General features: G+C 68.9%; 13 protein-coding genes. 4 read left to right on the top strand and 9 right to left on the bottom strand.

Annotated elements, in window-relative coordinates:
* Nucleotides 1-173: 173 nt before the first annotated feature.
* Complete coding sequence (locus M3667_RS02825; protein ID WP_251504647.1) at nt 174-2711, top strand: polysaccharide lyase 8 family protein; 2538 nt, start codon at nt 174-176, stop codon at nt 2709-2711.
* Here M3667_RS02825 and M3667_RS02820 read toward each other — a convergent pair.
* Entirely contained in the window at nt 2704-3567 is an 864-nt protein-coding gene (locus M3667_RS02820) for an Fpg/Nei family DNA glycosylase (RefSeq protein ID WP_251504644.1), read from the bottom strand. The two genes, M3667_RS02825 and M3667_RS02820, sit on opposite strands and share 8 nt — an antisense overlap.
* A gap of 52 nt (nt 3568-3619) precedes the next feature.
* On the bottom strand, nt 3620-4177 hold the full coding sequence (locus tag M3667_RS02815; protein WP_251504641.1) for a GNAT family N-acetyltransferase: 558 nt from the start codon (nt 4175-4177) through the stop codon (nt 3620-3622).
* A 413-nt stretch (nt 4178-4590) separates the two neighbouring features.
* Here M3667_RS02815 and M3667_RS02810 point away from each other — a divergent pair, with 413 nt between their 5' ends.
* Nucleotides 4591-5457, top strand: a complete 867-nt coding sequence (locus M3667_RS02810) for an endonuclease domain-containing protein (RefSeq protein ID WP_251504638.1) — start codon at nt 4591-4593, stop codon at nt 5455-5457.
* A gap of 415 nt (nt 5458-5872) precedes the next feature.
* On the opposite strand, the gene trpS is transcribed toward M3667_RS02810, so the two are convergent.
* The 7 genes from trpS to sdhC form a co-directional block, all read right to left on the bottom strand.
* The gene (trpS, locus tag M3667_RS02805; protein ID WP_308196425.1) at nt 5873-6877 is read right to left on the bottom strand and encodes a tryptophan--tRNA ligase; all 1005 of its coding nucleotides are present in this window, start codon (nt 6875-6877) and stop codon (nt 5873-5875) included.
* A 275-nt stretch (nt 6878-7152) separates the two neighbouring features.
* Nucleotides 7153-8001 (bottom strand): exodeoxyribonuclease III, encoded by an 849-nt coding sequence (locus tag M3667_RS02800; protein WP_251504635.1) that lies wholly within the window; start codon nt 7999-8001, stop codon nt 7153-7155.
* A gap of 91 nt (nt 8002-8092) precedes the next feature.
* Entirely contained in the window at nt 8093-9292 is a 1200-nt protein-coding gene (locus M3667_RS02795; protein WP_251504632.1) for a YihY/virulence factor BrkB family protein, read from the bottom strand.
* 209 nt (nt 9293-9501) lie between these two features.
* Nucleotides 9502-10287, bottom strand: coding sequence for a succinate dehydrogenase iron-sulfur subunit (locus M3667_RS02790; protein ID WP_251504629.1), 786 nt, complete (start codon nt 10285-10287; stop codon nt 9502-9504).
* Between the two features lies 1 nt (nt 10288).
* Nucleotides 10289-12118 carry a succinate dehydrogenase flavoprotein subunit gene (sdhA, locus tag M3667_RS02785; RefSeq protein WP_251504626.1) on the bottom strand — a complete coding sequence of 610 codons (1830 nt, stop codon included), beginning with the start codon at nt 12116-12118 and terminating at the stop codon, nt 10289-10291.
* A gap of 58 nt (nt 12119-12176) precedes the next feature.
* Complete coding sequence (locus M3667_RS02780) at nt 12177-12635, bottom strand: succinate dehydrogenase hydrophobic membrane anchor subunit (RefSeq protein ID WP_251504623.1); 459 nt, start codon at nt 12633-12635, stop codon at nt 12177-12179.
* On the bottom strand, nt 12635-13069 hold the full coding sequence (gene sdhC / locus M3667_RS02775; RefSeq protein WP_251504620.1) for a succinate dehydrogenase, cytochrome b556 subunit: 435 nt from the start codon (nt 13067-13069) through the stop codon (nt 12635-12637). Before sdhC ends, M3667_RS02780 begins: the two co-directional genes overlap by 1 nt.
* A gap of 213 nt (nt 13070-13282) precedes the next feature.
* Here sdhC and M3667_RS02770 point away from each other — a divergent pair, with 213 nt between their 5' ends.
* Nucleotides 13283-14401 (top strand): mannose-1-phosphate guanylyltransferase, encoded by a 1119-nt coding sequence (locus M3667_RS02770; RefSeq protein WP_251504617.1) that lies wholly within the window; start codon nt 13283-13285, stop codon nt 14399-14401.
* A 194-nt stretch (nt 14402-14595) separates the two neighbouring features.
* Nucleotides 14596-15702, top strand: coding sequence for a BMP family ABC transporter substrate-binding protein (locus M3667_RS02765; protein WP_251504614.1), 1107 nt, complete (start codon nt 14596-14598; stop codon nt 15700-15702).
* The last annotated feature ends 10 nt before the right edge of the window (nt 15703-15712 follow it).

Raw genomic sequence — 15712 nt, 5'->3', positions numbered from 1 at the left:
CGCTCGGCCGACCAGGATCGACCGACATCCGAGAGGGAGACATGCCGCAGAACCCGAACGCAGACCACGGAGACCTGGCAACCCGTCGACAGCTGATGGCGGGCGCCGTGTGGGCGGTCCCGGCCGTCTCTGTCATGGTCGCGTCGCCCGCTTACGCGGCTTCGACATCGCGCATGCGGTTCGGAAGCACGGCGTACACGACGACGCTCGAACAGAACGTGCTCGTTAGTCTGCATGTCGACGACGTCGACACGAGGGGGGTCAGCGCGGCGCTCGTCTACAGCGCCGGCGTGCGGGGACCCGCCACCGTCGTGATCGCAGGGGGCGTCGCGTCCTTCTTCGTGCGTGCGGATTCGACGGGCGTGGGGTGGATCACCGCGGCCAGCGCCATCGGGACGACCACCGCCTCGGTTCTCGCAAGAACTCCCACGATCGACGATCTGCGACAGCGGTGGCGACTGACGGCCGTCGGCGAGTCCCTCGACGGCGACCACTTCGACGAGAACGTCGCCAAGGCCGCGGCCGGCGAACTCGGTGTCTCGAACTATCGCGCGGGGCTCTGGGCCAGGTCGATGCTGCTCTCGTCGTCGAGTCTCTGGGCGGATCTTCCGCTCGGAACCAACTCCGCCAACCTCACGTCGACCGCGAACAGGCTGGAGGCGATCGGTATCGCGTCACGGACGTCGGGCAGCGCCCTCTGGGGCGACGAGTCGGTGTCGACACGAATCGCGGCCGGAGTTCTGCGCTTCATCGAGATCGCCTACCAACCCGGAGCGGTCGAATACGGCAACTGGTACGACTGGGCGATCGGCGCGCCCCAGAGGCTTCTGAGCGCGGCGATCTTCGCGCACGGGTCGTTGACGCCCGCGCAAGTGACCCGGATCGTCGGTGCCGTCGGTGGTCACGTGTCCGACGCGAGCATCGCGCTCGCAACGGCCGCCAACACGTCCGACATGCTCGTCAGTCGCGTGCTCTCCGGTGTCCTCTCCGGGGATCCCGCGTTGATATCGGCGGGCATGGCGGCGGTGCCGAAGGTGATCGACACCGTGTGGAAGGGTGACGGGTTCTACGCTGACGGATCTTTCGTGCAGCACACCCGCGTGGCCTACACGGGCACCTACGGAGCCGAACTGCTGCGCGGAGTGGCTCTGTTGGCCGGACTGACCGCCGGGACCTCGTGGGCGCTCTCGGCCACGGACCTGTCCCGCCTGGTGCAGCACGTGGAAGACGGGGTGCTGCCCCTGCTCATCGCGAGCATCGTGCCCGACGCCGTCTCAGGGAGGGCGTGCGCATGGATCGGCACGAGCGACAACACGCGCGGCCGTCACCTGGTCGCCCAGCTCGTGCGCCTCAGCGACGTCGTGCCGACGTCGGTTCGGGCCTCATGGCGCGCGCGGTTCGCAGACTTCTTCTCGCGCTCCCAACCGACCCCTATCACGACGATGCGTCAAGACGAGTACAGCGTCGTCTCCGACGTCCTTCGAGACCTTTCGATCGTCCCCAGCGCCGCTGCATCATCACGGTCGTTCACGATGATGAGCCGGGCGGTGCTGCGGGCGAGCACATGGGGCGTCGCGATCGCCATGTCGTCCACCCGTACCTCGTACTACGAATACGGAAACAACGCCAACCGTCGGGGGTGGCACACCGGCGTCGGCATGGTCAGTTGGTGGGGCGTGGATGGTCTCGGATCGACGCAGTTCGCCGACGACTACTGGCCGACGGTCGATCCGTACGCCCATCCCGGAATCACGGTGAGTCGAAAACCCGTCCCCGACGGATTCGGCGGCGACTTCGCGAACACCCGGCCGAGCAACGCGTGGGCGGGCGGCGCGCTCTGCGAGAACGCCGCAGCGATCGGAACCATCGCGAAGCCGATGAACTCGACCCTCGCCGCAAAGAAGTCGTGGTTCTTCGCCGAGGATGTCCTCGTCTGTCTCGGGAGTGACATCTCCTCCGCCGACGGCTACCCGGTCGCGACCGTCGTCGACAACCGCAATCTGGGTGCCGAAGGGGAGTGCATCTTCACTGTCGACGATGAGCGGATGCCATTCCCGCTCGGCACCCAGAAGCGTCTCACCGACCGCCCCTGGATCCATCTCGACGGCACCGGCGGATACGTCCTGCTGCAGCAGGGTCTCGTCGACGTCGCGTGGGAAGAACGGTCGGGGCGGTGGTCGGATATCGCCTTCGGGGGCACCACCCCAGTGACGACTCGACGGTACGCGCGCGTGTCGATCGATCACGGCGTCGATCCGACGTCGGGTTCTTACGAGTACGTCATGCTGCCCGGTGCGAGTCTCGTCAGGGTGCGGGATTTCGCGGAGACCATCGACGCGAGGGTCGTTACCCTCGCCCAGGGCGCAGACGCTCACGCCGTGAGGTTCGCGCAGTCGGGCGTCGTCACCGCGAACGTGTGGGCCGCGGGCGGGCCGATAGCCGGAGTGTCCGTGACGCAGCCGGTCTCGTTCGTCTTCGCTCCCTCGGCGACTCAGCCCTGGCTCGCCCTCGCCGATCCGCAGGTGACGCTGACCTCGGTGGATGTGACAATCGCGAGAGCGGGAACCTACGTCGGACAGGATCGTCGTGTCACCGTGCTCGAGAGCGGCGACAAGGTGCGCCTGCGCGTCGACCTCTCCGGCTCGGGTGGGGCGAGCGTCGTGCTTCCCCTGCGATGGGCGGGTGAAGAGCCGGGCGATAACGTCACTTGAGCAGCCGCGACAGCCGGCGGTCGGCGAGCAGCTTGCCGCCGGTCTGGCAGGTGGGGCAGTACTCGAGGGAGTTGTCGGCGAAGAACACGCTGCGCACCTCATCGCCGCAGACCGGACACGCCTCGCCGCGTCGCCCGTGCACGCGCATGCCGCGGCGCTTGGCGTCCTTCAACTCGGCGGGCGGTTTGCCGCGTGCCGCGTCGATCGCCTCGGCCAGAGTCGTCGTCATCGCCGCGTAGAGCTGGTCGACCTCGGCATCCGACAGATTCGCCGCCAGCGCATACGGCGACATCTTGGCCGCGTGCAGGATCTCGTCGGAGTAGGCGTTGCCGACGCCCGCGATGATCGACTGGTCGCGCAGCACGCCCTTGATCTGCGTGCGACGCCCCTCGAGCAGCGAGCCGAACGTCGCGCGGTCGAAGCCCTCGCTCAGCGGATCGGGACCGAGCCGCGCGACGCCCGGCACCTCGGCGGGGGAGCGAACGGCGTACACCGCGAGCGACTTCTTGGTGCCGGCCTCGGTGAGGTCGAACCCCGAGCCGTCATCGAAGCCGACGCGCAGGGCGATCGGCGTCTTGCCGGGCTTGATGATCGTCGCGGGTAGCGCGTCGTACCACCGCAGCCATCCCGCCTTGGCGAGGTGGAACACCAGGTGCACGCCCGCATCGGTCGAGACGTCGACGAACTTGCCGTGGCGATCGACACCCGTCACGTGGGCCCCGACCAGCGCGGTGAGCGGCGGGTCGTAGGTCTTCAGTGCGTTGATGGCCGACACGGTGGCCTTGTCGACGCGCAGCCCCGTCACGCGCCCGCGCAGGTATTCGACGAGCCCCTCGACCTCTGGCATCTCCGGCATGCGGCCATGCTGCCACGGACCTCCGACATCGGCGCAGGCCCTTGCCCCCGGCCTAGAGCACGGGCCAGGGCTGAGGGTCGCGGGCGTCGGAGCGCAGCAGCCCGCCCACCCACATGTCGGAGCGCCCCAGCGAGTTCACGCCCGCCTGCCGCAGCAGCCCCTCGTAGCGGAACCCGACCGCCCGCGCCACGCGCGCCGACTCGAGATTGCCCACGACCGCACGCCACTCGATGCGCTGCACCGTCGGCCGTTCGGCGGCGAAGCCCCAGTCGACAACGGCCCGCGCCGCCTCGGTGGCCAGCCCTTGACCGCGCACGCTCGACGAGACCCAGTAGCCGATCTCGGGACCACCCGACGGCAGTTTGGCTAGGCCCACCATGCCGACCAGTCGCCCCTCGAAGCGAATCGCCCACGTCGCCTCCGACCCCTCGGTCCACCACGTGCGCGTCAGTTCGACGAACGTCTCGGCGTCGGCCGGCAGGTAGGGCGACGGCACGGTCGTGAACCGCTGGATCGCGGCATCTTGGCACTCCGCGTGGATCGCCGCGACGTCGCTCCCGCGCGGCGCCGACAGCTCGAGGCGGGCGGTGCGCAGGATCTCCGGTTCCATCCGGCCACGCTACCGGCGGCGGCGGGCCCGTCCGCGGGTAGCGTGGCCGGGGCAGCCGCACCTCGGCGCGGTGCTGCGGCACAACGCAGGACTTTCCGCCCGTTCCGCGCCCCCACACGCCACACGTCGCGGATCACCCGAGAAGATCCTGCGTTGCGCCCCGCACCGCGCACAGGCGGGCCTGCCCGACCCGGCGTGGGACCGGTGACCGGTCCAGGGCGGCGCGAGCCTCGGTGAACACAACGCAGGACGTGCACTGTGAGGAACGGCAATGACATCGGCATCATTGGGCACACGGAGCGCTTTTCCTGCGCTGTGTCGAGGCTTCTCCCCACCGGCGCCGCTGCCCCAGTTGTCCCCGCTCGAGCCGGATTCGCCGATCACTGCGGCAGGATCCGTCCACTGTGTGTCGGATGACCTCACCTTCCATTCCCGATTTCGCACCCGGTCACACGCTGAGCTACGCGGACGTACGCGCAACAGGGGCCACCCGGGCCGAGGTGCGCTCGGCGCTGGCCGAGGGGGTGCTGGTGCGCGCCCGTCGGAACGTCTACCTCGATGGCTCAGCGCCGCAAGCCGTTCGGGCAGCGCAGCGTGTCGGCGGTCGACTCGACTGCGTGTCCGCCCTCGCTGAAGCGGGCATTTTCGTTCTCGACAAGAATGGTCTGCACGTCCAGGTCGAGCCGGAGCGTTCGCGGCTGAGGTCGCCCCATTCCCGCGAGACTCGACTGTCCGGTAGTCAGGGAGTCGTCGTCCACTGGCGCGCGTGCGCCGCGGGCAGCCTCCACACGGTCCCGATCGTCGAGGCTCTTGCGGCTGCGGTTCGTTGTCAGCCTCCTCGCGCCGCGATCGCGACACTCGACAGCGCCTTGTTCACTGGTGCGATCGACGCGGACGGCCTTGCGGAGGTGTTCAAGCTCCTCGCGGCCCGATATCAGGTGCTTCGACCCCTCATCGATGCTCGCGCGGAGGCGGGTTCGGAGACGATCGCCCGCCTTCTCCTGCGCGCGAACGGCTGCGACGTTCGAGTTCAGGTGCAGATCGACGGAGTCGGGCGAGTTGACCTCCTGGTCGATGACTGGATCGTCGTCGAATGCGACAGCCGCGCACATCACGGTGGGTGGGAGGCGCAGGAGCGAGATCGATTGCGCGACCTGCGCCTGGCCGAGCGCGGTTACGTGGTTCTGCGTCCCTCCGCGCGGCTGATTTTCTCCGAGCCTGAGATCCTCGCGCGCGCCGTTGCCGGCCTTCGGCAGCACTCCGCTCGGCTCAGCAGGTGATAGCACGTGGGTGCCCGCTGAGATATAACGCAGGAGCATAGGGCTCCAGTATCCGCAGAGGGGGCGTGAGCTCCACCCAGAGCGTCAATCTCCTGCGCTACGTCGCGATGGCGTGCGGGTCCGGCTCCGCTCCGTCACTCGCCTATGGGGGCGACGTTTCCTCAGCGGACAGGGCGTCCCCCCCCGTCCCCCCGACGCAGCGCAGGAGAATCGCTCGTGCGCCCACCTCTGGGGACGGCGGAGAGGGGGCAGAGGCGTGGAATTCCTGCGCTGTGTCTGGGAAGCCCCGCGGACGGGCTTCCCTCGGACGGCCGTTGGACGCAATCGGGCCTCCGGAGGCACGCCCACAGCCGCCCCCGAAATCACGACGCCCGCACGACTCAGCGAGTCGCGCGGGCGTCGGACAGCCGAAGGGTCAGCCGCGCCGGAGCATGCCGATGCGGTCGTACACGTCGGTGAGGGTCTTCTCGGCGACGGATGCCGCCTTGCCGGCGTTGACGGCCAGCACGCGGTCGAGTTCGGCGGGGTCGTCGAGCAGTTCCATGGCCCGCGCGCGCACCGGCTCGAACTCGTTGACGACGACCTCGGCGAGGCCCTTCTTGAAGTCGCCGTAGCCGCGGCCCGCGTACTCGTCTTCGATCGAGGTGATCTCGCGGCCGGTGAGGGCCGAGTAGATGACGAGCAGGTTCGAGACGCCCGGCTTGGTCTCGCGGTCGAAGCGCACCGACCCCTCGGAGTCGGTCATGGCGCGCATGATCTTCTTCGCGCTGACCTTGGGGTCGTCGAGCAGCCACAGCACGCCCGCGTCGGACTCGGCCGACTTCGACATCTTGGCTGTGGGGTTCTGCAGGTCGTAGATGCGGGCGGTCTCGCGCCGGATCACGGGCTTCGGCACCGTGAAGGTCTCACCGAAGCGCTGATTGAAGCGCTCGGCCAGGTCGCGCGTGAGCTCGATGTGCTGCTTCTGGTCGTCGCCGACGGGCACGACGTCGGTCTGGTACAGCAGGATGTCGGCGGCCATCAGCACCGGATAGGTGAAGAGGCCGACGTTGGTGGCATCCGTGCCGTAGCGGGCCGACTTGTCCTTGAACTGGGTCATGCGCCCGGCCTCGCCGAAGCCCGTGAGGGTCGACAGTACCCACTGCAGCTCGGCGTGCGCGGGCACGTGCGACTGCACGTACAGCGTCGAGCGCGAGGGCTCGATGCCGGCGGCGATGTACTGGGCGGCGGTGCGGCGGGTCTTCTCGCGACGCTCGGCGGGGTCGCCGGGCTGCGTCAGGGCGTGCAGGTCGACGACCGAGAAGAAGGCGTCGTACTGGTCCTGGAGGTCGCGCCACTGCAGGAGGGCCCCGATGTAGTTGCCGATCTGAAGGCTGTCGGCGGAGGGCTGCATTCCGGAGTAGAGGCGCTCGGTGGTCACCGTACGATCCTAGGCCGCGTGCGCGGGGCCGACCTTCCGTCGGGGGAGGGTCCGGATGCCGGCACCCGGCCCGGCGACGCATCGGGGCACCGCGCTCGGCGCACGCAGGGCGACGGTCACCCCACCGGACGATGGGTCCGGTGCCACGTTCGCGGCGGAGAGGACCGGATGCCGGTCGCCCGAGGATTCGCGCCCGACGCGCGGCGACGCCCGCGGCCGGTCGCCCGGGGATCCGCGGCTGACGCGCACCGAGGCCGGGCGGGTACGCCCCGGCGTCAGCGCCCGAGCGTGTAGTCGACGATCACGGGGGAGTGATCGCTCCACCGGGTGTCGTAGGACGGGGCGCGGTCGACCCGGTACGAGGTGACGCGCTCGGCCAGGGCGGGCGTGGCGACGTGGTAGTCGATGCGCCAGCCGCTGTCGGTGTCGAACGCCTTTCCGCGCATCGACCAGAACGTGTACGGCCCCTCGACCTCGCCCATGGCGCGGCGACCCACGTCGATCCAGCCGAGGCCGGTGCCGGTCGACCCGTCGACGCCCTCGACCTGCTCGCCCGCGGGGCCGAAGAAGCGGTCGAAGTAGGCACGCTCGCGCGGAAGGAAGCCGGCGTTCTTGCGGTTGCCGCGCCAGTTCTTGATGTCGAGTTCCCTGTGGCCGACGTTCAGATCGCCGGTGACGAGGGCCAGCTCGCTCGAGGTGGCGAGCTCGGCGAGGCGGCGTTCCATCGCGTCGAGGAACAGCCATTTCGCGTCTTGCTTGGGGGTGTCGACCTCGCCGCTGTGCACGTAGGCGCTGACGATGGTGACGGTCTCGCCGTCGATGTCGAAGTCGGTCTCGATCCACCGGCCCGACGCATCGAGCGGCTCGGGGCCGAGGTGCGTGCGGGTCTCGACGCCGGGCAGGCGGCTGAGGATGGCGACTCCCGCGCGCCCCTTCGCGAGGGCTTCGTCGTTGACGATCTCCCACCCGGGGAGGGCCTCGGCGAGCTGGTCGGCGGTGGCCCGCACCTCTTGCAGGGTGACGATGTCGGCGCCGGAGGCGTCGAGCCATTCGACCATGCCCTTGCGGACGGCGGCACGGATGCCATTGACGTTGACGGAGACGATACGCACGGAACGAGCCACCCCACGAGCCTATCCACGACCTCCGACATCGAGCCCGTGCGGGCGGGACGGGGCTGCGCGCCCGGCCGCCGGCATCCGGACCCGAACCGGCTCAGTCGGGCAGCAGCGACGTCCGCCGAGGGGCGGGCACGTCGGCCTCGGCCCGCGCGAGGTTCTTCTCGGCGGCGATCACCCGACGCTTCGCACGCCAGCGGAGCGGCCATCGCGACATCGCGAACGCCTTCTCGGCCTCGCGCAGACCCACCTGGGCGGCGATGACGAGGGCGGCCTGCTCCATCGCCCGGCGGTCTTCGGGGGAGCGCAGCGGCACGTCGCGATCGCCCGCGGCCACCGCGATCCACGCCGCCGACACGAGGATCACGATGCCGATGAAGCGGAACCACAGCAGGAATCCGATGAGCACCGTGAAGGTCGCCAGCAGCGGGTTCGAGGGGGTGTAGACGAAGAGGAAACCGGCGGCCACCTGCAGCACGACGATGCCGGTCGCACCCACGACGGCGCCGGGCCACGCGCGCCGCCACGACAGCGTCGTGCCGGTCAAGAAGCGGAACAGCGAGGCGAGGGCGACGGTGTTGATGCCGAACGCCACGACGAGCGAGACCAGACGCGCCCCGATCGACCAGCCGAGGGTCTCGCGATCCCACCCGATGAGCCCGAACACGAGGTCGACGGCGCCGGTGGTCACCGAACCCAGCAGAGCGCCGACGAGCAGCGAGATGCCGAACAGCACCGAGGCCACGAAGTCGCGGGCCTTGAGCATGACGTAGTTGCGCAGGTCGAAGGGGAGGCCGAAGGTGTCGCGCACGGCGCGGCGGGTGAAGGTGACGAAGCCGATCGCCGTCCACACGACCACCACGACGGCCACGATGCCGGTGACAGTGAGCAGGCGCCCGCTCTCCTGCGCCACGGCCTCGACCTGGTCGCGGTCGACGAGTCCGTTCTCGCTGATCAGGCCCGGGATGTAGCTGTTGACGATCCGGATGAGTCCCGTGATCGCGCTGGTGCTGCCGCCGAGCCAGATGCCCACGCCCGCGAACGCGAGATACAGCGCCGAGAAGACGGCGAACAGCCCCTGGTAGCTCATGCCGGCGGCGAGCAGGAAGCCGTTGTGCTGGAGGAAGTGCCGCCACACCCGGATCGGGAACCACTGCGCGATGCGTTGCGCCCGCGCGAGGGGCTGGTCGAGTCGCCCGCGCACCGCCGACTGGGCCTCCGCGAGGCGCTCCCGCAGCGAGGTGTCCTCGGCGCGCACCGCGGGCAGCGGACGCGGGTCGGGGGCGGTCTCGGTCACCTGGAAAGCCTAGATGAACGGATGCCGCGGGCTCGGCCGTCGCGCGGGATCCCGGCATCCGGAACCTTCGGTCGCCCCGCGGGAGTCGCCACGATCTTTCGCCTCGACCCGCGCCGAAGCGACGGGTCGTGGCCTCTCGCGCGCGCACGCGCGCCGGGAACGACGAACGGCGGGGCGCCTGCGCGCACCCGCCGTTCGAGAGGCTGAGGTCAGCGACCGCCGCGGAGGACGGCCTGCTTGACCTCGGCGATGGCCTTCGTGACCTCAATGCCGCGCGGGCACGCCTCGGTGCAGTTGAAGGTGGTGCGGCAGCGCCACACGCCCTCTTTGTCGTTGAGGATGTCGAGGCGCACGTCGCCCGCGTCGTCGCGCGAGTCGAAGATGAAGCGGTGCGCGTTGACGATCGCGGCGGGACCGAAGTACTGACCGTCGGTCCAGAACACGGGGCACGACGAGGTGCACGCGGCGCACAGGATGCACTTGGTGGTGTCATCGAAGACCTCGCGGTCGACGATCGACTGCACGCGCTCCTTGCCGGGCTCGGGCTTCGAGTTCGAGATGAGGAAGGGCTGCACCTCGCGGTAGGAGGCGAAGAACGGCTCCATGTCGACGATGAGGTCCTTCTCGAGCGGAAGGCCCTTGATCGCCTCGACGTAGATCGGCTGCGAGATGTCGAGATCCTTGATCAGCGTCTTGCAGGCCAGGCGGTTGCGGCCGTTGATGCGCATGGCATCCGATCCGCAGATGCCGTGCGCGCACGAGCGGCGGAACGACAGCGAGCCGTCGACCTCCCACTTGATCTTGTGCAGGGCATCGAGCACGCGGTCGGTGGAGAACAGCTCCACGTCGTAGTCGACCCAGCGCGGCTCGTCATCGACCTCGGGGTCGAAGCGACGGATGTTGAAGGTGACGAGGAACGACTGGATCCCGGTGTCTTCGGGGGTCTCCACGACCTCGTCGGAGGTGTCTACGGTCTCGACGACGGTGGATGCCATCTCAGTACTTCCTCTCCAGCGGCGGGTAGCGGAGCTCCCCGGCCTCGTTCTTGGTGAACACCACGGGCTTCCAGCCGAGTTCGATGTGATCGGCCGGGTGCGACGAGTGGGGGTCGCCCGACAGGTACGCCATGGTGTGCTGCATGTATTTCTCGTCGTCGCGCGTGGGGAAGTCGTCGCGCATGTGACCGCCGCGGCTCTCCTCGCGGTTCTGCGCCGAGTAGACGACGACCTCGGCGAGGTCGAGCAGGAAGCCCAGCTCGACGGCCTCGAGCAGGTCGGTGTTGAAGCGCTTGCCCTTGTCGTCGACGTGGATGTTCTTGTAGCGCTCGCGGAGGTCGGCGATCACGTCCATGACGTGGGCGAGCGACTCGTGCGTGCGGAAGACCTGCGCGCCCTTGTCCATCTCGTCCTGCAGCGTCTTGCGCAGCACCGCGATGCGCTCGGTTCCGCTGTTGTTGCGCAGGTCCTCGATGAGACCGCGCACCTCGGCGGCGGGGTCTTCGGGGAGCGGCACGAAGTCGGCGGTCTTGACGTACTCGACGGCGTTGCGGCCGGCGCGCTTGCCGAAGACGTTGATGTCGAGCAGCGAGTTGGTGCCGAGGCGGTTCGAGCCGTGCACCGAGACGCACGCGCACTCACCGGCGGCGTAGAGGCCCGGAACGACGGTGTCGTTGTCGGCGAGCACCTCGGCCTTGATGTTGGTGGGGATGCCGCCCATCGCGTAGTGCGCGGTCGGCATGACCGGCACCGGCTCGACCACCGGGTCGACGCCCAGGTAGGTGCGGGCGAACTCGGTGATGTCGGGGAGCTTGGTCTCGAGCACCTCGGCGCCCAGGTGCGTGCAGTCCAGCAGCACGTAGTCGCGGTGGGGGCCGGCTCCGCGGCCCTCGGCCACTTCTTGCACCATGCAGCGGGCGACGATGTCGCGGGGCGCGAGGTCTTTGATGGTGGGGGCGTAGCGCTCCATGAAGCGCTCACCGCTCGCGTTGCGCAGGATCGCGCCCTCACCGCGGGCACCCTCGGTGAGGAGGATGCCGAGGCCGGCGAGGCCGGTCGGGTGGAACTGGAAGAACTCCATGTCCTCCAGCGGCAGGCCCTTGCGCCACACGATGCCGACGCCGTCACCGGTGAGGGTGTGGGCATTGGAGGTGGTCTTGAAGATCTTGCCGAAACCGCCGGTCGCGAAGATGACGGCCTTCGACTGGAACACGTGCAGCTCGCCCGTGGCCAGGTCGTAAGCCACGACACCGGCGACCTGCGTCTTGCCGGCGTCATCCTTCACGGTGACGAGGTCGAGCACGTAGAACTCGTTGAAGAAGTTGATGCCGAGCTTGACGCAGTTCTGGAACAGCGTCTGCAGGATCATGTGACCGGTACGGTCGGCGGCGTAGCAGGCACGGCGCACGGGCGTCTTTCCGTGGTCGGCGGTGTGCCCGCCGAAACGGCGCTGATCGATCTTGCCCTCGGGCGTGCGGTTGAACGGCAGGCCCATGTTCTCGAGGTCGATGACGGCGTCGATGGCCTCTTTGGCGAGGATCTCCGCGGCATCCTGGTCGACGAGGTAGTCGCCGCCCTTGATGGTGTCGAAGGTGTGCCACTCCCAGGAGTCCTCTTCGACGTTGGCCAGCGCCGCGGCCATGCCACCCTGCGCCGCACCGGTGTGCGAACGCGTGGGGTAGAGCTTCGAGATGACGGCGGTCTTCGCGCCGGGGCCGGCCTCGATGGCCGCGCGCATGCCCGCGCCGCCGGCGCCGACGATGACGACGTCGAACTGGTGGTAGTGGACGCCGTCTTTGACGATCGAGTCCGAACTGGTCTGAGTGCTCACGTGTGCAATGCCTCTGCTGTCAGGGGAAAGACGTCGGGGGAGATCGGATGCCACCGGCTCACGCCGCCTGGCACACGTCCCACAGGCTGCTGGACTCGGTCACGCCGATGCAGGGGTCGAAGGTGAAGACCACGAGCGTGCCGAGCAGGATGAGGAAGCCGGCCGAGACCCACAGGGAACCGACGAGGATCTTGCGGACGGTCGCGTTGCCGACGTAGTCGTTGACGATCGTGCGCATGCCGTTGGCGCCGTGGATGAGGGCGAGCCAGAGCATCAGCACGTCCCACCACTGCCAGAACGGCGAGGCGAGCTTGCCCGCGACGAACGCGAAGTCGACCTGGTGGATGCCCTCGCCCGTCATGAGGTTGACGAAGAGGTGACCGAAGATCAGGACGATCAGCAGCACGCCGGAGGCGCGCATGTAGATCCAACCCCACTTCTCGAGGTTGGAGCCCTTCTTGCGCACGCTGGGGGTGCGGGGGGCGGGGATCGTGGCGGCTTCTTGGGCGACGGACATCAGTGGCTCCCGGTGACGGCGCTGAAGACGTTGATCAGGTGGCGCGGGGTGAACCCGAGCATCGTGACGACCCACAGGCCCAGCACGCCCCACCACAGCTGACGCTGGTGGCGCGTGGCCCAGGGCCAGAAGTCCACGAGGATGATGCGCAGGCCGTTGAACGCGTGATAGGCGACCGCGCCGACGAGGGCGACTTCGCCGAGGCCCATGATGGGGTTCTTGTACTGCGCGATGACGGCGTCGTAGGCCTCGGGCGAGACGCGGATGAGCGCCGTGTCGAGGATGTGCACCAAGAGGAAGAAGAAGATGGCGACGCCGGTGATGCGGTGAAGCACCCACGACCACATTCCTTCGCGGCCCCGGTACAGAGTGCCGCGGGGCCTCTTCGAGGTGGTCTCTTTCACCGACGGCGTGGCACGTGCTGGTGCTGACACGGTCGTCCTCCCTGATCGAACACGGTGTGGGGCCTCGCACGGGCCCCGAGCGTCACACGGGCGCCATTGAATACTACGGCCGGGCTATGAACGCCGGGGATTAGGGCCGCCTAAGACTCTCTCGATATCGAGATATCCCGGATGCCGTTCACCCGGCGTTCCTCCGCGTCGCGCGCGCAGGCGGGAGGGGGCGCGAACGCTAGTGTCGGTGCCATGGCACACCCTGCGATCGACGATTTCTACGCCGTGATCCCCGCCGGAGGGATCGGCAGCCGTCTGTGGCCCCTGTCCCGCGCCGATGCGCCCAAGTTCCTCCACGACCTCACCGGGTCGGGCCAGACGCTCCTGCGCGACACGTGGGACCGCCTCGCTCCGCTCTCGGGCGACGACCGCATCGCCGTCGTCACGGGTCGTGCGCACCGCGCCGCCGTCGAACGCGAGCTGCCGGGCGTTCCCGACCACAACGTCTTCCTCGAGTCGGAGCCGCGCGACTCGTCGGCCGCCATCGGCCTGGCCGCGGCGATCCTCGTGCGCCGCGAGCCCGACGTGATCATCGGCTCGTTCGCGGCCGACCACGTCATCCGCCAGACGCGGCAGTTCGAGTTCGCGGTGCACCAGGCCGTGGCGGTGGCCCGCGAGGGGTACATCTGCACGATCGGCATCCAGCCGGCCGAGCCCTCGGTCGGCTTCGGCTACATCAAGCAGGCCGACGAGCTGATCGTCGAGGGCGCCCCCGAGGCCTACATCGTCGAGCGCTTCGTCGAGAAGCCCGACCTCGACACGGCCAAGGAGTACTTCGCCGACCGCGCGTACCTCTGGAACGCGGGCATGTTCATCACGCGCGCCGACGTGCTGCTGGCCGAGCTCGCCGTCAACGAGCCCGAACTGCACGCGGGTCTGCTCGAGCTGGCCGAGGCCTGGGACGACCGGGATCGTCGCGGCCCCGCGGTCGATCGCATCTGGCCGGGTCTGAAGAAGATCGCCATCGACTACTCCGTCGCCGAGCCCGCGGCCGAGAAGGGGCGTCTCGCCGTCATCCCCGGGCACTTCGACTGGGACGACGTGGGCGACTTCGCCAGCCTCTCCAAGCTCAACTCCTCCGGCGGCCGCAACGAGCTGGCCATCCTGGGTGAAGACGCGCGGGTGCTCTCCGACGCCTCCAGCGGCATCGTGGTCTCGCAGACCAAGCGCGTGATCAGCCTCATCGGCGTGCGCGACATCGTCGTGGTCGACACCCCCGACGCGCTCCTGGTCACGACCAGCGAGAACGCCCAGCGCGTGAAGGGCGTGGTCGACGCGCTCAAGCTGACCGGTCGCGGCGACGTGCTCTGAGACCGGATGCCACACCACGTGGCATCCGGTGCCTTCGGGCGGAGGGCGTGTGGCGGTCTCATGACGCGAGATTGCGTCTTTGTAACCATTGGCCCGCACGGCGGCTCCCCGGTCACGAGCATCGCGACACAGTAGGTAACGTGACGGGATCGTCCCCCGAACCCGTTGGGGGCATCCGTCTTGGAGGACCATTCGTGAAGACCACGAAGAAGGCCGTCGTCAGCGGCCTCGCCATGATCGGCGCCGCGGCGCTGCTCGCCGGTTGCGGCGCCGCACCCGAGAGCAACGGCGCATCCGGTGGTGCCGCCGCCGGCGCCAGCGACTACCTGCCCTGCATGGTGTCCGACGCCGGTGGCTTCGACGACAAGTCGTTCAACCAGCTCGGCAAGGAGGGCGTCGACGAGGCGGCCTCGCAGCTCGGCTCGAAGACCCCGATCGAGGTCGAGTCGCAGGCTGAGACCGACTACGCCTCCAACCTGCAGAACCTCGTCGACCAGGGCTGCAACACGATCGTCACGGTCGGCTTCCTCCTCGCCCCGGCGGCTCTCGAGTCGGCCAAGGCCAACCCCGACCTGCAGTACGTCTCGATCGACGACACCGTCGACAGCGACTTCGACGGCAAGACCGACGCGCCGAACATCAAGCCGATCATCTTCGACACCGCGCAGTCCGCGTACCTCGCCGGCTACCTCGCCGCGGGCACCTCGAAGACCGGCGTCGTGGGTACCTTCGGTGGCCTGAACATCCCGACCGTGAGCATCTTCATGGACGGCTTCGCCCAGGGCGTCGAGAAGTACAACACCGACAACGGCGCCACCGTGCGCGTTGTGGGCTGGGACCGCGCCGCCAAGGACGGCTCGTTCACCGGTGGCTTCGAGGCCAACGACACCGCCCGCCAGACCGCGCAGGCGCTCATCGACCAGAACGTCGACGTGCTGCTGCCCGTCGGTGGCCCGATCTACCAGTCGGCCGCCGTCGCCATCAAGGACGCCGGGCGCGAGATCGCCCTGGTCGGCGTGGACGCCGACGTGTACGAGACCGACCCCTCGGTCGGCGAGCTGCTGCTGACCTCGATCCTCAAGGGCATCGACGTGGGTACGAAGGACGCCATCGTCGCCGCGGGCGAGGGCAACTTCGACGCCACCCCGTTCGTCGGCACGCTCGAGAACGAGGGTGTCGGCCTGGCCCCGTACCACGACTGGTCGGACCGCGTTCCCGCCGAGCTGACGTCGAAGATCGACGAGCTCAAGGCCAGCATCATCAGCGGAGACATCACCGTCGAGTCCTACCTCGCCGGCTGAGTCAGCACCG

The organism is Microbacterium sp. P26, from assembly GCF_023712585.1.
Taxonomy (GTDB): Bacteria; Actinomycetota; Actinomycetes; order Actinomycetales; family Microbacteriaceae; genus Microbacterium; species Microbacterium algihabitans_A.
Note: the sequence above shows the minus strand (reverse complement) of the source record. Positions and strands in the feature narration are given on the sequence as shown.

Coding starts and splice junctions, on each gene's coding strand:
- M3667_RS02825 (WP_251504647.1), top strand. CDS start 174: ATGCGGTTCGGAAGCACGGCGTACACGACGACGCTCGAACAGAACGTG.
- M3667_RS02820 (WP_251504644.1), bottom strand. CDS start 3,567: ATGCCGGAGATGCCAGAGGTCGAGGGGCTCGTCGAATACCTGCGCGGG.
- M3667_RS02815 (WP_251504641.1), bottom strand. CDS start 4,177: ATGGAACCGGAGATCCTGCGCACCGCCCGCCTCGAGCTGTCGGCGCCG.
- M3667_RS02810 (WP_251504638.1), top strand. CDS start 4,591: ATGACCTCACCTTCCATTCCCGATTTCGCACCCGGTCACACGCTGAGC.
- M3667_RS02790 (WP_251504629.1), bottom strand. CDS start 10,287: ATGGCATCCACCGTCGTCGAGACCGTAGACACCTCCGACGAGGTCGTG.
- M3667_RS02780 (WP_251504623.1), bottom strand. CDS start 12,635: ATGTCCGTCGCCCAAGAAGCCGCCACGATCCCCGCCCCCCGCACCCCC.
- M3667_RS02770 (WP_251504617.1), top strand. CDS start 13,283: ATGGCACACCCTGCGATCGACGATTTCTACGCCGTGATCCCCGCCGGA.